We start from the raw sequence: 16,724 nt of genomic DNA on the forward strand, positions 1-16,724 counted from the left end.
GCCGGAACGGTACGCTGGCCGTATCTGTGGCTAAAATCCGCTATTGGAGCCCAAACAGGGCCATTGCAGCCCTCCAATATCCGGGGGAAAAAGCAGAGGGGTCAAAAACGGAAGCTCCTTAAAACGAGTCTGTTGCAGAAATTATGGATTTTTATGGCGGCTTGCGCAACGGTTACCGTTGTTGCCAACTGTGCTTTTTGTTTTTTTTTCAGAGTTTGAGTTGGTTTGTCCGTTTTTCAGTTCCGCAAACTTGCTAAAAGTCCGATTTGTCGTTTTTTTGGCAGAGTGGAAGTCAGGCGCAATTTTTGGGTTGCGTTCCGTTTTCCGTATTTCTACAATTCAGCCAGATTTTGAGTGAGCAATTTCGACGTTGCTTTTCATTTCTCATTTGAGTGGGAACTCAGCGTGATTTTCAGAATTCCGCAACATACTTTTTTTGTTTTCACTTCCTTAAAATTCAAAAAAGAATCGAAAATAAAACCAAGCCTTTTTCAATCCGCAAACTTGCTCCAGCATTGTTGGCAACTCAGAGATAAGCTTGCGTTTTAATGAAGTTTATCGAATGTTAAACGAAGTTAGCTGTTTTTTCTGATAAAGTCAAATTCAAAGCACCCAAAAATCACCTTAAATATTTTATAAAACCAAAGTGCATTTCTTTTATGTAATTGCCTAATTCAATCCCATAAAAACCAAATATTTCGCTATTTTTGCAACTCAAAAATTTAATATTGAAAAGGAGATTGCTAACTGCAACTGCCTACTGTATACTGAACACTGAATACTAAAAAATATGTTCAATAATTTAAGTGAAAAATTAGATAAAGCCTTACACGTTTTAAAAGGACACGGCAGTATTACCGAGGTAAACGTTGCCGAAACCCTGAAAGAGGTAAGACGTGCTTTATTGGATGCCGACGTTAACTTTAAAATTGCCAAGGAATTTACCAATAAAGTCAAGGAAAAAGCACTTGGGCAAAACGTTTTAACTACTTTGCAACCAGGGCAGTTAATGGTGAAAATCGTTAAGGATGAGCTAACCGAATTGATGGGTGGCGATGCCGAGGGCATTAATTTGTCGGGTACGCCTAGCGTTATTTTGATGTCCGGCCTGCAAGGTTCTGGTAAAACTACGTTTTCCGGAAAGTTGGCCAATTACCTAAAGAATAAAAAAACTAAGAAACCGCTTCTGGTAGCCTGTGACGTGTACCGTCCTGCTGCGATCGACCAGTTGCATATCGTTGGTGAGCAAATCAATGTTGAGGTGTATAGCGATAAGGGCAACAACGACCCTGTAGCTATCGCCCAAGCGGGTATAGCCCACGCCAAAGCTAATGGTTTCAATGTTGTCATAATTGATACCGCCGGACGTTTGGCGGTGGATGAGGTGATGATGAATGAGATTTCTAATATCCACTCAGCCATCCAACCTCAGGAAACTTTGTTTGTTGTGGATTCCATGACGGGTCAAGATGCCGTCAATACCGCCAAAGCCTTTAATGATGTATTGAATTTTGATGGTGTCATTTTAACGAAATTGGATGGAGATACCCGAGGTGGTGCCGCAATTTCCATTAAATCTGTGGTTAATAAACCCATAAAGTTTATTGGTACGGGTGAAAAAATGGAAGCCATTGATGTGTTCTATCCATCACGTATGGCTGACCGTATTTTGGGCATGGGGGATGTGGTATCCCTTGTGGAACGTGCCCAAGAGCAGTTTGATGAAGAAGAAGCGAGAAAACTTCAAAAGAAAATTGCTAAGAATCAATTTGGTTTTGACGATTTCTTGAAACAAATCCAGCAAATCAAAAAAATGGGGAACATGAAAGACCTTATTGGCATGATTCCAGGTGCTGGAAAAATGATGAAGGATATCGATATCGACGACGATGCTTTTAAAGGTATCGAAGCGATCATCCACTCAATGACTCCAAAGGAACGTTCAAATCCATCGGTTTTAAATGCAAGCAGAAAAAAGCGTGTAGCCAAAGGTTCTGGAACTACGGTCCAGGAGGTGAATCAGCTTTTAAAGCAATTCAATCAAATGAGTAAGATGATGAAAATGATGCAAGGTGGCGGTGGCAAAAAAATGATGCAGATGATGAAGGGGATGCGATGATTTAGTATGCAGTCTCAGTCTCAGTTTTCAGTGGTTTATGGATTTTAAGGAATTATTAGCTTATAAAAAAGGATTTGATTTATCGATGGAGATATTTGATGTTTCAAAATCCTTTCCAAAGGAAGAGACGTATTCACTTACTGACCAAATAAGAAGAAGTTCTCGATCTGTGTGTGCTAATATTTCTGAAGCTTACAGGAAGAGAAGATATCCAAAGCATTTTATAAGTAAGTTGACTGATGCCGATGGTGAAAACTCGGAAACAAGTACTTGGTTAGATTTTGCTTTGGCCTGTGGATATATTTCGAAAGAGATACATTCTAATTTTTCAAAGCAAGTAGAAGAGATTGGAAAACTAATTAACTATATGATTAACAATCCTGGGAAGTTTGGAGTTGCATTTGAAAACTAGTTATTAGCAAGAGTAAGCAATTGTAAACTGTCACTGCGACTGAAAACTTATTATCCGCATGAGTAAGCCGTCAGAGTAATACTGCGACTGCGACTGCGACTGAAAACTTTAAAGAATGACAATTTTAGACGGTAAAAAAGTAAGCAACGATATAAAAAACGAAATCGCGGAACACGTGCAATCCATGATTTCAAAAGGTGAAAAAGTACCCCATTTGGCGGCTATTTTGGTGGGCTCCGATGGAGCAAGTATGACCTACGTGAATGCCAAGGTGAAAGCTTGCGAACGTATTGGTTTTAAATCGACGCTGATTGAAATGCCAGAATATACTTCTGAAGAAGAGCTTTTGGAAAAGATTCATTTTCTAAATAACAATGATGACATCGATGGCTTTATCGTGCAGTTGCCCTTACCAGAGCAAATCGATGAGCAAAAAGTGCTAATGGCAGTTGACCCCGACAAGGATGTGGACGGATTCCATCCTACTAATGTTGGAAGAATGGCATTGGATTTACCAACATTTTTACCTGCAACGCCATACGGTATCATGGAATTGTTGGAACGCTATCAAATTGAAACCTCTGGCAAAAACGTGGTAGTTATGGGACGTAGCCACATCGTCGGTCGCCCGATGAGTATTTTGATGAGCCAAAAACGTCCGGCTGGAGATGCAACGGTTACTGTGGTGCATAGCCGTTCAAAAAACCTAAACGAAATCACTAGGGGAGCGGATATTATTGTGGCGGCCATAGGTATTTCGGAGTTTTTAACTGGGGAAATGGTAAAAGAAGATGCGGTAATTATTGATGTTGGCATTACAAGGGTTCCAGACCAAACCAAAAAGAGTGGCTACAGACTGGCCGGCGATGTGGAGTTTGAAAGTGTTAGTAAAAAGGCAAGTTATATTACGCCTGTGCCTGGAGGTGTGGGGCCAATGACGATTGCTATGTTGTTGAAGAATACGTTGTTGGCTAGAGAAGGGTATACAAACTAAAAACCAATAATCCATATAAAATTTATGGACTATTGGTTTTGTTTTGTTAGGATTTTCTGTTTAATTGTTGCAGTTTACTGAGCCTGTTATATTATAAGAGGTCCCTCCGCCGGCAAGGTCAAGGATGTTTTTTAAGGTAGCATTAAAACTAAATACATTGCCGCTCCAAGAACCAGAACCATTTACAGCTACATATGCATTTCCAGAAACATCTGAAATTTGCAACGCCGGACAGGTGGTGCAATTACCCGTATAATAGTTTGAATTAAAGTTTACGGTTCCGCTAAAAGGTAGGTTGGCTGTTGCAAGCACCCAAGTACTGTTAACTACTCCTATAGTCCCAGAGTCGCAACCTGCATTACCAGACTGATTTCCAGAGATGGATGAGCTAAAGCTACCGCTTCCTATAGACGGAGGGCAATCAGATGGATCAACTAAGCCCTGACAAGAGGGTTCATCACAATTGCCGCAAAGCATTGCTACATCTCGAATGTTGCTTCTTGAAATGGCACCCGAGGTAGTTTGCGCAAATTCATAGCATTTTATGTCATGACAGATCCTTGATAGGTCGTTGCAAATTCCGGCATTGATCAAAAAATCAAAAGACCCAGTTCCTGAAGTAGCTCCTCCAGTATTTATAGGTACAAAGTAAATGGGGCCGTTCGTGCCAAATCGCATCCCAACAGCATTTACATTGCCGTCTGGTGCATTAAAACTTATTTGATTAGTCATTTGTTGGCCAGAATTAATTGGTGTTACCCCGTTTGAGGTTCCAATAGTTATGCTGTTATCGGTAGTAACATTTTCAGGATTTACCGTGAATGCCCCAGGTGGTAAAACCAAGTTTTCATTCATTAATGAGGCTACTTGTGCCGAATTGCTAATTCCTGATTCACCTTCATTTTCATCAGTACTGCAGCCTATAAAGTATAGACAGACGATTAGGGCAAGTAGGGGTAATAGTCTAAGTTTTTTCATGATATTCGTGTTTTTGGTGGTTAATTAAAGTTTATTCATCGATGCCAAAGCAGTAAATTCTAAATCCATTAGAAGTAGTCATTATGTTGCCGGCTTCTATTCCTTTGTATATGGGAAGAAAAGAGTATTCACCCGGTTCAAAGGGTTTCTCAAAAACCATTTCGTATAGGTTCTCCTTTATTTTTTTTAGCTTTGGAATGGTGAAATAGTTGCTCATATCTTTTGCGCCTCCACCAAAACCGTTTACCCCTTGCTGGACAAAACGACGGTAAGTTTTACGTTTTTTGACCACATCTGCCTTGGAAATTACAACTAGGTCTAAAGGGTCTGTTCCTTTATCAAGTTGAATTATAAATTTTGGCAAATCACTAGATTTGAACCTTACTGGAGAATTTTTACTATTAAATATAGTCAAGTAAGTATTTGCTCCACCGTATCCAAACCCTATGGCTTTGGATTCCATTTTTGATGTTGCTCGTTCAAAATTTTCAATTTTACCATCAATCATGATATAAGGAACAAAAGTCTTTTCGACTTCTTGGCAGAATGAACTCAAATTGAATGTTAAAAGCAATAATAGGGAAAATGAGAGGTGTTTTTTTTTCATAATTTAAATTTTAAGATTAAAAATTTGATTATATAATCAAGTCAACTCTTGATTGATAACATTGTAAATATAAACTCAGGAAGTAGTTTGGGCAATACCCAGTTTTAGGTATTTTTTGTATGGCTAGATTTTTTTGGATTGAAAGGATTTTGTGTCGAAAAGGCTTTCTTTTTCTTGCGAAGACTAAGGAGAAGTGATTTCAAGTTTTAAAATAATTTGTATTGGAATTTAAATGTAGAGTTTGAAAGCGTGAGTAAAAAAGCAAGTTATATTACACCTGTGCCCGGAGGCGTGGGGCCAATGACGATTGCTATGCTACTTAAAAACACCTTATTAGCGAGGGAAAGACACGGTTAAATTTCTTTAATTATTTGTTGCCTTTTTAAAGGTTGGCATTGTTCCAACTTAAAAAAGTATTTAAAAAATGGTCTTTTTTCCGAGAAGATACTGGTATTTTCTTTCCATTTTTTAAATGAATAACTCCAGATTTATCGTATTTGTCGATAAATTTTAAGTTCACCATAAAGGACTGGTGCGGACGCGAAAAATTAGCTTTGGTAAGTTGCTCATCAAAAGCTTTTAGTGTTTTTGAGACTACATATTTTTTGTTGTTATTACAATAAAATGTAGTATAGCCCTTGTCTGATTCGCAATATATTAATTCGTTTAAATCAATTACCTGAAAGCTATCATAGAGAGACAGTATTAGCTTTAAGTCATCAGGATGCCATAAGGCTTTGGTTGTTTTTATCTGCTGTTTTTGTTTTTCAACGGTTGTTTTTTCAACTTTTAATAATGCTGTTTGTAGCTCTTCAATATCTATGGGCTTCAAAATATAATCTACAGCCCCAGATTTCAAGGCTTTAAGAGCATATTCTTCATAAGCAGTTATAAAAATCACTTTAAAATTAAGATGCTCGGTTTGTTCTAAAAACTCGAATCCTGTACCATCGGTTAGGTTGATGTCCAAAAAAATCAATTCGGGTTTGCAGGCATTTGCAACAGTAACAGCATCTTTAACATTGGCACATTCTCCTATTACTTCAATCTCTACTTCTACATGTTGTAGTAAGTTTAGAAGCCCTTTTCTATTGTATGCCTTATCTTCAACTATTAGTGCTTTCATTAGGTTTCAACTAATTTATATGGTATTACTAAGGTAACCAAAGTACCTTGAGCGTTATACTTGTGTCTGTCTTCAATAGTGACCCATCCGTTTACTTTTAAATCTTTTGATAATATTTTTAATCGTTCTGAAGTAATAGCAGTAGATAGAGAGGTTTTATTAGCATTTTTAATTCCTTTTTGGGCATTTATGCCAATACCATTATCTGTGATTGTACATATTAAATTTTTGTTGGAATAATTTAAATGAATGTCAATAGTTTTGATAGACTGTTCGTTATTAAATGCATGTTCTACGGCATTTTCAACAAAAGGTTGCATGAGCATTGGTGGAACCAAATATTTGTCGCTATCAATACTATCATCAACCGTAATTTTAGATTGATAAGCATCATTTTCTAAATTTTGAAGGGATAAATAATTTTCTATGGCCAATAGTTCTTGGGAGAGTAATACAAGTTTGTCTCTTGAGTTTTCTAAAGTAATTCGCATCAATTTAGAAAATTTTGATAAATAACTGACAGACTTTTTTTCTTCTTTATTTAAAATCATGCCCTGTAGCACAGATAATGAATTAAAGATAAAATGCGGTGTCATTTGGCTGCGTAATAACTTTTGCTCTGTGGCAATAGTATAGTTTTTAGCCTTAATGGTTTTAAATTTTTGAAAGAAAATTGTAGAGCCCAGAATTATTGAAATAAGTAAAACCCCAATAATAGCCCATAGATAGTTTTGTTTGGATTTTGCTAAATCTCTACTTGTAGCAGAAACTTGTTCTGTAAGTTTAAGTTCTCTTATACTCGCAGAGTCTAATGCTTGTTGATATTTATATTCGGCTTCTAATTGAGCTATTTTTTCTGTATTTTTTTTATTGAATAAACTGTCGTTAAGAGTTCTATACTGTTTGTAGCTTGTTAATGCCTCTTTATAATTACCAGTATTTTGATAAATAATGGAGAGTAATTCTTGAATATCTTTTTCAAACCCAAGCATGTTTAGTTCTTGTGAGAACTGAAGGCTTTTTAATGCTATTGGTAGTGCTTTGTTGAATTCTTTTTTATGGGTTAAAGCTTTTGCCAAACCATAATATGAGACGGTTAAAGCTCTTTTTCCATTAATATCCAAATTGATTTTTTTTGCTTTTATATAATATTCGAGCGACTTATCGTAATCTTTCAAATTCAAATAAACATATCCAATATTATTTAAAGTGAAACCTTCAATGTATTCGCTATTAATGTTTTGACTTATGGTTAATGCTTCTTTTAAAGTTTTTTTAGCTTTTTCATAGTCTTTGATTTTAATATATAACAGTCCCAAACTATTAAGTGTTTCGGCCATACCTTTTTTATTGCCAATATTCTTTTGTATTTCCAGAGCCTTTTCCGAAAAGGATATTGCTTTTTCAAAGTTTTCCAAGTTCCTATAAATGAGCCCTAAATTGTTCAGAGAGAATGATATCATTAAGGTATCATTGATCCTTTCACTGATTTTCAGGGATTGATTTAGGTAATCTATGGCAACGGGATAGTTTCCATTGGACAAATGTACATTGCCAATGTTCATTAAACATCGAGAAGTTGAAGCCTCGTCATTCGTTTCTTTGCTGATTTTCAGTGCTTTTTCATAGTAACTTAGCGCTTGTGTAAATTCACCTATTTCAAAATATGCTACTCCTAATGTCCTAAGAGTGGACGAAATACTTTTCTTGTTGTCAAATGTTTTGTTGGCCAACACTTTTTTTAGGCTATCAATTGCTTTGCTCTGCGATAGTATACCTGTGGAGCATGATAAACAGAGCACTAAAGTTATGAGAGGAGCCAAGAAAGGTTTCATATAAAACTGAACGATCAAAACGCTAATTAACAATATATTTAATAACTAACCGCAAGCTATTTATTAAAATGCCTGCGGTTAGTAAAAAGCGGATATGCCTAAAAAGTAGAGCAGTCCATGCCTATTATCTACTTTATGAATTTTTTTGCAATGCTGCCTTTATCAAACTTTAATTCTAAAATATAAATGCCTTTTGAAAGTGCTTCGGTTGCGAACGTAGTTATGTTCCCTTCAAAAACTTTTGCTCCAGACATACTGTAAACAGTAAAGCCTTTTAATTTTATGCTTTTAGAGTGTTTCACCTCAATTTGATTTGAACTTGAAATGATTTTGATGTCATGTTCTAGCGCAAAATCAGAAGTGCTCAAAGACGCGTCTTGGGTTACAGGATTAAACCCTGTCCATAAGGCTCCTGGGTCTGTAACATATGCATCAATAGTGCCCGGGGGAATGTGTAGATGAATGGTGCTACGGCTTTGGTTAAATGTATCTGCATTGAGGTTAGTATCAGTTGCAATAGTTGGCGGGATTGAACCCAGACAGTATATGTCCATGATAGCTTCATTACCTCCAAGACCTCCAAAGGCAATTACACCTATATTGGTAACACTCGCAGGTATAGTTATGTCATTTATAGGACAAAAACGAAAAGAAAAGTCCCCAATAGTAGTAAGATTATTTCCTAACACAAGATTAGTCAAGTTTTGACTATTAGCAAAGGCACCATCGTCAATATTAATAACACTATCTGGAATTGTAAGCGATGTTAAATTATTTATAAAGAATGCACTTTCGCCGATATACGTAAGTGTATTTGGCAAGGTTACACTAGTTAAATTATTACTTTGAAAAGCATTATTTCCTATTTCGGTAACAGTATATGTTATTAATCCATTTGGTATGGTAGCTGGAATATTTACAACAGTTCCGCCTGCTGTATTATAATCAAAAGCTCTAACCGTACTGTTGGCAACCGAAATTACCTGATAAGTAATATAGTCATAAACATAAGTATTGCCTACATTTAAATTTTCAGTAACAGTATTAAAACCCGTCCAGAGTGCACCAGCATCCGTAACATAAGCTCCTGTTGTGCCGGCAGGGATTGTTAAATCAATATCGCTACGGTCTTGAGTTTGGGTATCATAGAATGTATCATTTTGGTTGCTTGCAGTTGTTATAGTGGGTGGTACGGTTGCTAACACTGTAACGGAGGTTAAACCATTATTGTCTCTAAATGCACTACTACCAATACTGGTAACACTACTAGGTATCGTAAGCCCAGTTAATTGGTTACTTCCAAAGGCATAATCACCGATAGTTTGTAAGTTGCTAGGTAAAACTACTGAGGTTAAATTAGTATTGTTAAAGGCTCCTTGCTCAATACTTGTTACTGTATTTGGTATACTTACATTAGTTATGGGCGAACTACTAAGGGCGTTACTGCCAAGACTGGTAACGTTATATGTTGTACCACCATTTGTAACAGATGCATGTATTGCTACGCTAGTATTATTAATTGTACTCCCTGTGATGAGAGATGCAGTATTGCTTGATGTTACACTATATCTTAGCATATTGCCATTTGTATCTTGAACGAAAAATGTTTGGGAATAGCTTATAAATGTAATTAGTAATACGTTTAAAAAGAGTAGTTGTTTTTTCATGAGTACCATAAATTTGGGTTAATAATGGTACGAAAGTAAGCGTGTGGTTTAACGCAAAATAGGGTGAATGTTTTTTCGATATGTTTGGAGTTATATCCGTTGACATTGGCTTGATATTCGCCATTTTTCGGGATTTCATGTAAAAGACAAAAGAAATTTTAGACTTGGTTATTGCCTTTTTTAGATTTGAAGGTTTTTGAAGAATCTCTTAAAAGTTTTTGAAGTTCTGAAAACTCATTTTCAGTCAACTCACGATATTGTCCTTCAGGAATATCTAATGTAATATTCATAATACGAACCCGCTTCAAGGTTTTTACCTCATAGTTCAAATAATAGCACATGCGTCTGATTTGTCGGTTGAGACCTTGTGTCAGGACAATTTTAAATTTGAAAGTACTCAGTTTTTCAACTTTACACTTTTTGGTGGTTTGCTTCAATTCCTCAAGATAAATGCCCCCGCTCATACGATTGATAAACGTTTGCGAAATAGGTTGGTCCACCGTAACTACATATTCTTTTTCGTGATTATTACTGGCACGAAGAATTTTATTGACGATATCCCCATCATCCGTTAGAAGAATTAAACCTTCGCTGGGTTTGTCCAATCTTCCGATAGGGAAAATGCGTTTTGGGTAATTGATAAAATCAATAATATTGTCTTTTTCAACCGAAGTATCTGTGGTACAAACAATCCCCACAGGTTTGTTGAAGGCCAGATAAACAAAGGATTCTTTAGTGTTTTTAATGGTTTTTCCATCCACGGCGACCACATCTCCCGGAGCAATTTTTGTACCCATTTCCGGTACTTTACCATTGATAGTCACGCGTCCGGCTTCAATAAGCTTGTCCGCTTCCCTGCGGGAGCAATAGCCTACTTCACTTAAATATTTATTGATACGTTTTAAAGGTGATTCTGCCATGGCGTAAAAGTACGATAAACTTAGTCGTTTAGAAAGTCGAGAATATAGCCATACACTTTATAAGAGCGCAATCGGTGGCCCAAACTTTCAGTTTTTATCAACTTGGCATTGGGATATGCCCTATAGTTTTCAAGGGCATTCTTAAACGGAATCACATCATCCATTTTGTCATGAATGATTAGCCCTTCGGCTTCGATTTTGCCCAAGAAATTGGAAGCTTTGTAGTGGTCCACAGTATGTCCAAAATGTTCAAGAAAATAATCATGCATGCCACTTATAACCTTGCCGTTATAACCCATCAAATCCACATAATGTTGCACAAGCCCTGCAAAATTGGAAGGGGAGCCCATAATTACAAACTTTTTTATGGATTGCTTTTTGTAGCTCTGAAGTGCCAAGGCAACCGAATTACCGCCAACAGAATGTCCTACAACATAATCAATATCAAAAGCCTCCATAACCATGTGTATACATTCAGAGTACAGAATTGCATTAAATGTTTTACTGCCGGAGGCACCATGTGCAGGGGCGTCCACCGCAATAATCGCATACCCCTCTTTTTTTAAAAGTTCTATTAAGTCCTTCCATCGGAAGGCATTGCTTTCCCAACCGTGAACCAATAAAACTGTCGCTTTTGAACCTTTCCAATGGTAAGTTCTAAATGAAAAGTCATCATGGTTTAAATCTTGGATAGATGCACTTTGAAGGTAGTCGAATGCCTCTTTATCTAGCCTGCCCTTTCGTGGTGTTGAAAATACTTTAACGGCCAATTTGGCTGCATATTTCGATGAAAAATAGCTGAGAAAGTTTACAAAACTTCCAATTATTCTGGGAAGATATTTTTCCATTTAATCTTCCCGGTTTACTAGATCCATTGAAAAGGCTGGGGTGCAAATAGCGATGTATTCACAAACTTGATCAAAGGGGTTGGAATATTGAATTCTGGTGTTTTTTTCAATTTTAATGGATTGCCCTGCTTCCAAAACTATGGTTTCGCCATCAATAATAAACTGCTTTTTTCCGCTGATGATAAATGTATATTCATCAAACTTGGGGGTTTGAAAAGGCTCACTCCAACCGGGTGGAGCTTTCATATGAGCTATGCTAATTTCTGGGTTTCCATCGGTGGCATTTCCAAAATGCTCTTTTATGATTTTCCCATCATTTGTCGGAACCACAAAGGGATTATTTTGAACGGTATATCTCTTCTTCATTCTAATCCTTGAAAGGTTTTTTCTTTATCATACCCCCTTTGATATCCTTCACTATGCCCATAATTAAGAATGCCTTTCTGTCAATTTTATCAATTTCGGTTTTTAATCTGGGAAGTTCTAGTCGGGTCACAACGGTGTAAATAATATCCTTTTCAAAGCTTTCACCGGTTTTTCCATAGCCTCCTTTACCCATATAAACCGTACAGGCACGTCCTAATTTTTTAATAAGCATCATTCTGATTTCCTCATGTTTTTCAGAAATAATGGTAAGTCCCACATATTCCTCCACACCTTCAACCACAAAATCTACGGTTCTGGCAGCGGCCAAATAGGTTAAAATAGCGTAAAGTGCGGTTTCAATTGATAAAATATAGGCGCCAAAAGAAAATATAATGATGTTAATTATTAACAAGACGTCACCAACAGTAACCGATAATTTTCGGCTTAAATAAATGGCCAAAACTTCGGTGCCGTCAATTACGCTTCGGCCTCGCATGGACATTCCGATGCCTAGTCCCAAAAAGAACCCACCGAAAATTGCAATGAGGAGCTTGTCATTTGTAATGATTGGATAATCGACATAGTGCACTACGACGGCCAAGCAGGAAATAGCAATAATACTGCGGATAGCAAATTTTAAACTTACAGTCCTTGAGGCAAGTATGATGAAAGGAATATTTACTAATATGAGCAGTATGCCCAGATTTATGGAAGTGATATTCTCTAATAAAAGTGAAATACCCGTGGCGCCCCCGTCAATAAAACTATTGGGAAGGAGAAACCCTTTAAGCCCAAAACCTGCTGAGAATACCCCAATAATCATAAAGAAATACTCACTTAGTGTATGGGATAGCTCCACTTCCAAACGCCTTACCAATGGCACTATTTCTTTTTTCGTAATAGGTTTGTTGGGCGCCTTTTTCTTGAGCCTATTCCGGGCAACATCTACTAATATTTTTGATAAAAAGGGGTTCATATGTTTAGTGCCAGTTAATGAAAAAGTACTTAACCTTTGCTTTATCCGGTATATGCGTAGCTTCAATGTTTAGGTCCATATCGAACCTTAAATTTGGGGGTAGCTCTTTTTTGTCGATAGTGAAACTGGCGTTGATACTGTTCACGGTCACTACGATAGAATTAATAAGGTTGTCAATCCTCGAAATTTTATAGTTATCCGAGATGTCCTTAAAAGTGCTTAATGCTGAAATATTTTTATCCGTTTTAAAGCGCTCGTCCATAATCTGAACGGTTTCAATTACAGAAACAGAATCTAAAGCCTGGGAAGGGGTTAGGGATAATAAATGTTTTCCGCCCTTTTCATAGATTTCGATTTGATTTTTATTTCCAGTGAATTCATCGCCTCCGACGCGTTTTACCACGGAATCGGTTTTAAAAACCCATTCAATATCTTTCACCAATGTAGAATCTGTCAATGGTCCAACATGCCGTTTTGAGATTTCGAATGGATCCTGTTCTTTTTTACAGGAAATCACAATGAATAGAATGCAAATACTATATAAAATGTTTCGGGTCATAAATTTTACATTTTGAGATTTAGGGTTTCTGGTATTTCGAAATTTCAATTTTTGTAAACGGAATCGCTATTTCATTACTTTGGTCAGGATACCAAAAACACTTCGAATAAAAGTGGCACTGGTCAATACCTTAACCACAGGATTCATTCGAGTGCTTCTTCTTTTGGACGATGTTTTTCGTTTTGCTTCGGCCTTTTCCAGTTCTTCTTTTTCCTTTCTAGCTTTTTCTTTTGCCTCTTCGTCTTCAGCCTTTTTTATCTTTTCATTAAGCAGTTCGTATGCGCTTTCCCTGTCAATGGTTTCATTATATTTTTTAGCCAATTTTGATTTGGACAGAAGGGAAGCCAGTTCAGTTTCGGTCAAGACGTCCATTCGGCTCATCGGTGCGCGCATCATTGTGGCGGCCAAAGGAGTAGGGCGTCCTTTTTCGTCCAAAGCAGAGACCAAAGCTTCACCAATTCCTAAGGAGGTCAATACTTCGGTGGTATCGTAATAATCCGAATCGGGGTAGTTTTGCGCCGTTAATTTTATCGCTTTTCTGTCTTTTGCCGTAAATGCCCTTAGCGCATGCTGCACTTTTAAACCCAACTGCCCCAAAACAGCCTCTGGTACATCGGTTGGGTTTTGGGTCACAAAATATAACCCAACCCCTTTACTACGAATGAGTTTTACGATGCTTTCTATTTGATTTAAGAGCGCCTTGGAAGCCTCGTTGAAAATCAAATGGGCTTCGTCTATAAAAATCACAAGTTCGGGTCTGCCACTATCACCTTGTTCAGGAAATGTGGAGTAAATTTCGCCTAATAAACTCAACATGAAGGTTGAAAACAGTTTTGGCCTATCCTGAATATCCGTCAATCGGATGATATTGATATAGCCCCTGCCTTCTTCATTAATTCGGAGTAAATCATCGACTTCAAAAGAAGTTTCGCCAAAAAATAAATCTGCGCCCTGTTGCTCTAATTCTATAATTTTCCGAAGAATGGCTCCTGTTGAAGCGGTCGAAATACGTCCATAAGCTTCGGTAAACTCTTCCTTGCCTTCCTTTGTGGCATAATGTAGAATCTTTTTAAAATCTTTTAAATCAAGGACTGGTAATTTATTGTCGTCGCAATATTGAAACAGCACTGCAACTACACCTGATTGGGTTTCGCTTAAATCCAAAATTCTGGACAATAATACTGGGCCAAATTCACTCACAGTCGCTCGAAGTCGAACCCCATCCTGCTCGGATAAAGTCAAAATTTCAACGGGGAAGGATTTTGGCTCAAAAGGCAGTCCTATTTTTTCGTGGCGTTCATCTATTTTTGGGTGTCCGGGACTGGGTTTTGCCAATCCACTCAGGTCACCTTTAATGTCCATCAAAAGTACGGGCACACCTTTATCGCTTAAATTTTCAGCCAAAACCTGAAGGGATTTTGTTTTTCCCGTTCCTGTTGCCCCCGCAATTAAGCCGTGGCGGTTCATGGTTTTAAGAGGAATCTTGACGTGTGCTCCAGTAATCGTTTCACCATCCAACATTGCGGCGCCAATCGGGATAAAATCGCCTTTGGTTGCGTTGCCCTCAGTAATATATTCAAAAAAGGTATCCTTGTCCTTCGTACTCATATGCTTCAATTTTGCATAAAAATACAGGAAATTGCCAAAAAATTGGAGGGGATGGTATTATTTTATTCTTTCAATGTAGATATTGGAGGTGCCTGCGCTACGCATAACTGCGGGAGCTGAATTACCACCTCTAATCGTCTGTACGCTGATAGTTTGCCCAGCGGCAATATTAAAAACCTCGGTAATGTGCAACGAAGCCTCTAATTGGTTGTTGGCATGTCTAACGTATCCAGTGTTTCCGATAGTTCCGGCCGGTGTGCCATCAATGGTTATTTGGGCCTCAACAGAAACTCTTTGATCGGTATTACCTCCAATAGCGGGTACTCTGTACGCAATATTTACCGTTATGCGATATCGGCCTGAAGTATTGACAGTTAATGTATTTCCAGCTTGGTTATACAGTGTCGTATCATCGTTCCATTCTAAATTACCAAAAATGGGAACGTTGGTGTAGGCTCCATTATTATTGATGTTGGTTGCCGTGTCTGTATTGCTGTATTTTACGGAACTATTATGGGAAATTTTGCTCCAATCCGGAGTTACTAAAGTGCCGCAATTAAATTGAAATTCACCAATATCGGTGTTGTAGACCATAAGACCATTCGCCGGATTGGCAATAGCATTAATCTGGGCCGTAGTTAATCTGGGAATTAGAACACCCTTATCTGTCGATTCGATATGCAATACCGACGAGGCGTCAGGGTTGGTCGTGCCAATGCCTACTTGGGCTAAACCAAGGTGGCAAAAGGCAATAAAAAGCACGAGCACATAGGCTATTTTGTTCATTCTCGGGGTTTGAGAGATTAGCAATTTATACTAAAAATCGACGTAAAGATATAAAAATCCGATAAAATGCAAAGGAATCATAAAAATATTTGAATTTGTATCTTTGCCAGCCAATGAAAAAAGAGATTCAAAATTTAGTAGATAAGGGCGATATGTTGCCATTAATGGAGGAGTTTTATACCATACAGGGTGAGGGCTACCACAAAGGTACTGCTGCCTATTTTATCCGTATTGGTGGTTGTGATGTAGGTTGCCATTGGTGCGATGTAAAGGAAAGCTGGAATGCTGAAATTCACCCACCCACCGAAACTCAAAAAATCGTTGATAATGCGAAAATTTATAGTAATACCATTGTAGTTACTGGTGGTGAGCCGTTAATGTGGGATATGACTGCATTGACAACCAAACTTAAGGCAGAAGGTTTGCAAACCCATATTGAAACTTCGGGAGCCTACAAATTAACCGGAATTTGGGATTGGATTTGTTTGTCACCAAAAAAGTTGAAATTGCCCACTAAAGAAGTTTATGAAAAGGCCGACGAACTGAAGGTTATTGTATATAACAAAGATGATTTTCGCTTCGCGGAAGAACAGGCCTCCAAAGTTAGTAAAAACTGCATTTTATATCTCCAGCCCGAATGGAGTAAACGCGAAAAGGTGGTGCCAGCCATTGTGGATTATGTGATGGCAAACCCTAAATGGAAAATTTCTCTACAGACGCATAAGTATTTGAACATACCCTAAATCTAGTGCGTATTAACAGGTCTGTATTTATTCTGGCAGACCTGCATATCGATTACATATTGAGTAATGTAATTGGTGGAGTTGGATGGTATACTTTTTTGAACCTCGTGACTGTAAAAACTTACGTCTGATTTATTTCCCTTTTGGCGGTTTTATTTCTTTAAACTAAAAACTTAAGCC

16 protein-coding genes and 1 pseudogene are annotated in these 16,724 nt (G+C 37.6%); 5 read left to right on the top strand and 12 right to left on the bottom strand.

All coding sequences use genetic code 11. From position 1 onward, the window contains the following. The first annotated feature begins 790 nt into the window (after positions 1-790). The 3 genes from ffh (at position 791) to folD (ending at position 3,525) form a co-directional block, all read left to right on the top strand. Positions 791-2,119: a signal recognition particle protein gene (ffh, locus tag ACFSR8_RS10455; protein WP_380291767.1), complete on the top strand. Its 1,329-nt coding sequence runs from the start codon at positions 791-793 to the stop codon at positions 2,117-2,119. 37 nt (positions 2,120-2,156) lie between these two features. Beyond that, positions 2,157-2,531, top strand: coding sequence for a four helix bundle protein (locus ACFSR8_RS10460; RefSeq protein WP_380291769.1), 375 nt, complete (start codon positions 2,157-2,159; stop codon positions 2,529-2,531). A 115-nt stretch (positions 2,532-2,646) separates the two neighbouring features. Next, positions 2,647-3,525, top strand: coding sequence for a bifunctional methylenetetrahydrofolate dehydrogenase/methenyltetrahydrofolate cyclohydrolase FolD (gene folD, locus ACFSR8_RS10465; RefSeq protein WP_380291771.1), 879 nt, complete (start codon positions 2,647-2,649; stop codon positions 3,523-3,525). A 60-nt stretch (positions 3,526-3,585) separates the two neighbouring features. On the opposite strand, the gene ACFSR8_RS10470 is transcribed toward folD, so the two are convergent. Then, complete coding sequence (locus ACFSR8_RS10470) at positions 3,586-4,503, bottom strand: hypothetical protein (protein WP_380291773.1); 918 nt, start codon at positions 4,501-4,503, stop codon at positions 3,586-3,588. A gap of 31 nt (positions 4,504-4,534) precedes the next feature. After that, complete coding sequence (locus tag ACFSR8_RS10475; protein ID WP_380291775.1) at positions 4,535-5,110, bottom strand: hypothetical protein; 576 nt, start codon at positions 5,108-5,110, stop codon at positions 4,535-4,537. Between the two features lie 231 nt (positions 5,111-5,341). Between ACFSR8_RS10475 and ACFSR8_RS10480 the strand changes: the two are divergent. After that, positions 5,342-5,467, top strand: a pseudogene (locus tag ACFSR8_RS10480) (bifunctional 5,10-methylene-tetrahydrofolate dehydrogenase/5,10-methylene-tetrahydrofolate cyclohydrolase); the annotation flags it as partial. Between the two features lie 25 nt (positions 5,468-5,492). Here the strand turns inward: ACFSR8_RS10480 and ACFSR8_RS10485 are convergent. From ACFSR8_RS10485 to ACFSR8_RS10530, 10 genes are all read right to left on the bottom strand, one after another. Continuing rightward, positions 5,493-6,236, bottom strand: coding sequence for a LytR/AlgR family response regulator transcription factor (locus ACFSR8_RS10485; RefSeq protein ID WP_380291777.1), 744 nt, complete (start codon positions 6,234-6,236; stop codon positions 5,493-5,495). Beyond that, positions 6,236-8,071: a tetratricopeptide repeat-containing sensor histidine kinase gene (locus ACFSR8_RS10490; protein ID WP_380291779.1), complete on the bottom strand. Its 1,836-nt coding sequence runs from the start codon at positions 8,069-8,071 to the stop codon at positions 6,236-6,238. The genes ACFSR8_RS10485 and ACFSR8_RS10490 overlap by 1 nt, the downstream gene beginning before the upstream one ends. A gap of 128 nt (positions 8,072-8,199) precedes the next feature. Next, a complete protein-coding gene (locus tag ACFSR8_RS10495; protein ID WP_380291781.1) occupies positions 8,200-9,747 on the bottom strand; it encodes a leucine-rich repeat domain-containing protein in 1,548 nt (515 codons plus the stop codon). Positions 9,748-9,896: 149 nt separating this feature from the next. Beyond that, positions 9,897-10,658, bottom strand: coding sequence for a 23S rRNA pseudouridine(2604) synthase RluF (gene rluF / locus ACFSR8_RS10500; protein WP_380291783.1), 762 nt, complete (start codon positions 10,656-10,658; stop codon positions 9,897-9,899). A 20-nt stretch (positions 10,659-10,678) separates the two neighbouring features. Further along, entirely contained in the window at positions 10,679-11,506 is an 828-nt protein-coding gene (locus tag ACFSR8_RS10505; protein WP_380291785.1) for an alpha/beta fold hydrolase, read from the bottom strand. Beyond that, positions 11,507-11,872 (bottom strand): cupin domain-containing protein, encoded by a 366-nt coding sequence (locus ACFSR8_RS10510; protein ID WP_380291787.1) that lies wholly within the window; start codon positions 11,870-11,872, stop codon positions 11,507-11,509. It abuts the gene before it with no gap. A gap of 1 nt (position 11,873) precedes the next feature. Further along, positions 11,874-12,848 carry a YitT family protein gene (locus ACFSR8_RS10515; RefSeq protein WP_380291789.1) on the bottom strand — a complete coding sequence of 325 codons (975 nt, stop codon included), beginning with the start codon at positions 12,846-12,848 and terminating at the stop codon, positions 11,874-11,876. Between the two features lie 4 nt (positions 12,849-12,852). Then, entirely contained in the window at positions 12,853-13,407 is a 555-nt protein-coding gene (locus ACFSR8_RS10520; RefSeq protein WP_380291791.1) for a hypothetical protein, read from the bottom strand. Between the two features lie 66 nt (positions 13,408-13,473). Then, positions 13,474-15,015: a helicase HerA-like domain-containing protein gene (locus ACFSR8_RS10525; RefSeq protein ID WP_380291793.1), complete on the bottom strand. Its 1,542-nt coding sequence runs from the start codon at positions 15,013-15,015 to the stop codon at positions 13,474-13,476. A gap of 57 nt (positions 15,016-15,072) precedes the next feature. Further along, positions 15,073-15,801, bottom strand: a complete 729-nt coding sequence (locus ACFSR8_RS10530) for a hypothetical protein (protein WP_380291795.1) — start codon at positions 15,799-15,801, stop codon at positions 15,073-15,075. A gap of 113 nt (positions 15,802-15,914) precedes the next feature. Between ACFSR8_RS10530 and ACFSR8_RS10535 the strand changes: the two genes are divergently transcribed. Continuing rightward, complete coding sequence (locus tag ACFSR8_RS10535) at positions 15,915-16,544, top strand: 7-carboxy-7-deazaguanine synthase QueE (protein WP_380291797.1); 630 nt, start codon at positions 15,915-15,917, stop codon at positions 16,542-16,544. Positions 16,545-16,724 lie beyond the last annotated feature (180 nt).

This window comes from Hyunsoonleella rubra (assembly GCF_042684665.1).
Lineage (GTDB): Bacteria > Bacteroidota > Bacteroidia > Flavobacteriales > Flavobacteriaceae > Jejuia > Jejuia rubra.

What these genes read in the sequence shown, in the direction of transcription:
- ffh (WP_380291767.1), top strand. Translation starts at nt 791, where the DNA reads ATGTTCAATAATTTAAGTGAAAAATTAGATAAAGCCTTACACGTTTTA.
- ACFSR8_RS10460 (WP_380291769.1), top strand. Translation starts at nt 2,157, where the DNA reads ATGGATTTTAAGGAATTATTAGCTTATAAAAAAGGATTTGATTTATCG.
- folD (WP_380291771.1), top strand. Translation starts at nt 2,647, where the DNA reads ATGACAATTTTAGACGGTAAAAAAGTAAGCAACGATATAAAAAACGAA.
- ACFSR8_RS10470 (WP_380291773.1), bottom strand. Translation starts at nt 4,503, where the DNA reads ATGAAAAAACTTAGACTATTACCCCTACTTGCCCTAATCGTCTGTCTA.
- ACFSR8_RS10475 (WP_380291775.1), bottom strand. Translation starts at nt 5,110, where the DNA reads ATGAAAAAAAAACACCTCTCATTTTCCCTATTATTGCTTTTAACATTC.
- ACFSR8_RS10485 (WP_380291777.1), bottom strand. Translation starts at nt 6,236, where the DNA reads ATGAAAGCACTAATAGTTGAAGATAAGGCATACAATAGAAAAGGGCTT.
- ACFSR8_RS10490 (WP_380291779.1), bottom strand. Translation starts at nt 8,071, where the DNA reads ATGAAACCTTTCTTGGCTCCTCTCATAACTTTAGTGCTCTGTTTATCA.
- ACFSR8_RS10495 (WP_380291781.1), bottom strand. Translation starts at nt 9,747, where the DNA reads ATGGTACTCATGAAAAAACAACTACTCTTTTTAAACGTATTACTAATT.
- rluF (WP_380291783.1), bottom strand. Translation starts at nt 10,658, where the DNA reads ATGGCAGAATCACCTTTAAAACGTATCAATAAATATTTAAGTGAAGTA.
- ACFSR8_RS10505 (WP_380291785.1), bottom strand. Translation starts at nt 11,506, where the DNA reads ATGGAAAAATATCTTCCCAGAATAATTGGAAGTTTTGTAAACTTTCTC.
- ACFSR8_RS10510 (WP_380291787.1), bottom strand. Translation starts at nt 11,872, where the DNA reads ATGAAGAAGAGATATACCGTTCAAAATAATCCCTTTGTGGTTCCGACA.
- ACFSR8_RS10515 (WP_380291789.1), bottom strand. Translation starts at nt 12,848, where the DNA reads ATGAACCCCTTTTTATCAAAAATATTAGTAGATGTTGCCCGGAATAGG.
- ACFSR8_RS10520 (WP_380291791.1), bottom strand. Translation starts at nt 13,407, where the DNA reads ATGACCCGAAACATTTTATATAGTATTTGCATTCTATTCATTGTGATT.
- ACFSR8_RS10525 (WP_380291793.1), bottom strand. Translation starts at nt 15,015, where the DNA reads ATGAGTACGAAGGACAAGGATACCTTTTTTGAATATATTACTGAGGGC.
- ACFSR8_RS10530 (WP_380291795.1), bottom strand. Translation starts at nt 15,801, where the DNA reads ATGAACAAAATAGCCTATGTGCTCGTGCTTTTTATTGCCTTTTGCCAC.
- ACFSR8_RS10535 (WP_380291797.1), top strand. Translation starts at nt 15,915, where the DNA reads ATGAAAAAAGAGATTCAAAATTTAGTAGATAAGGGCGATATGTTGCCA.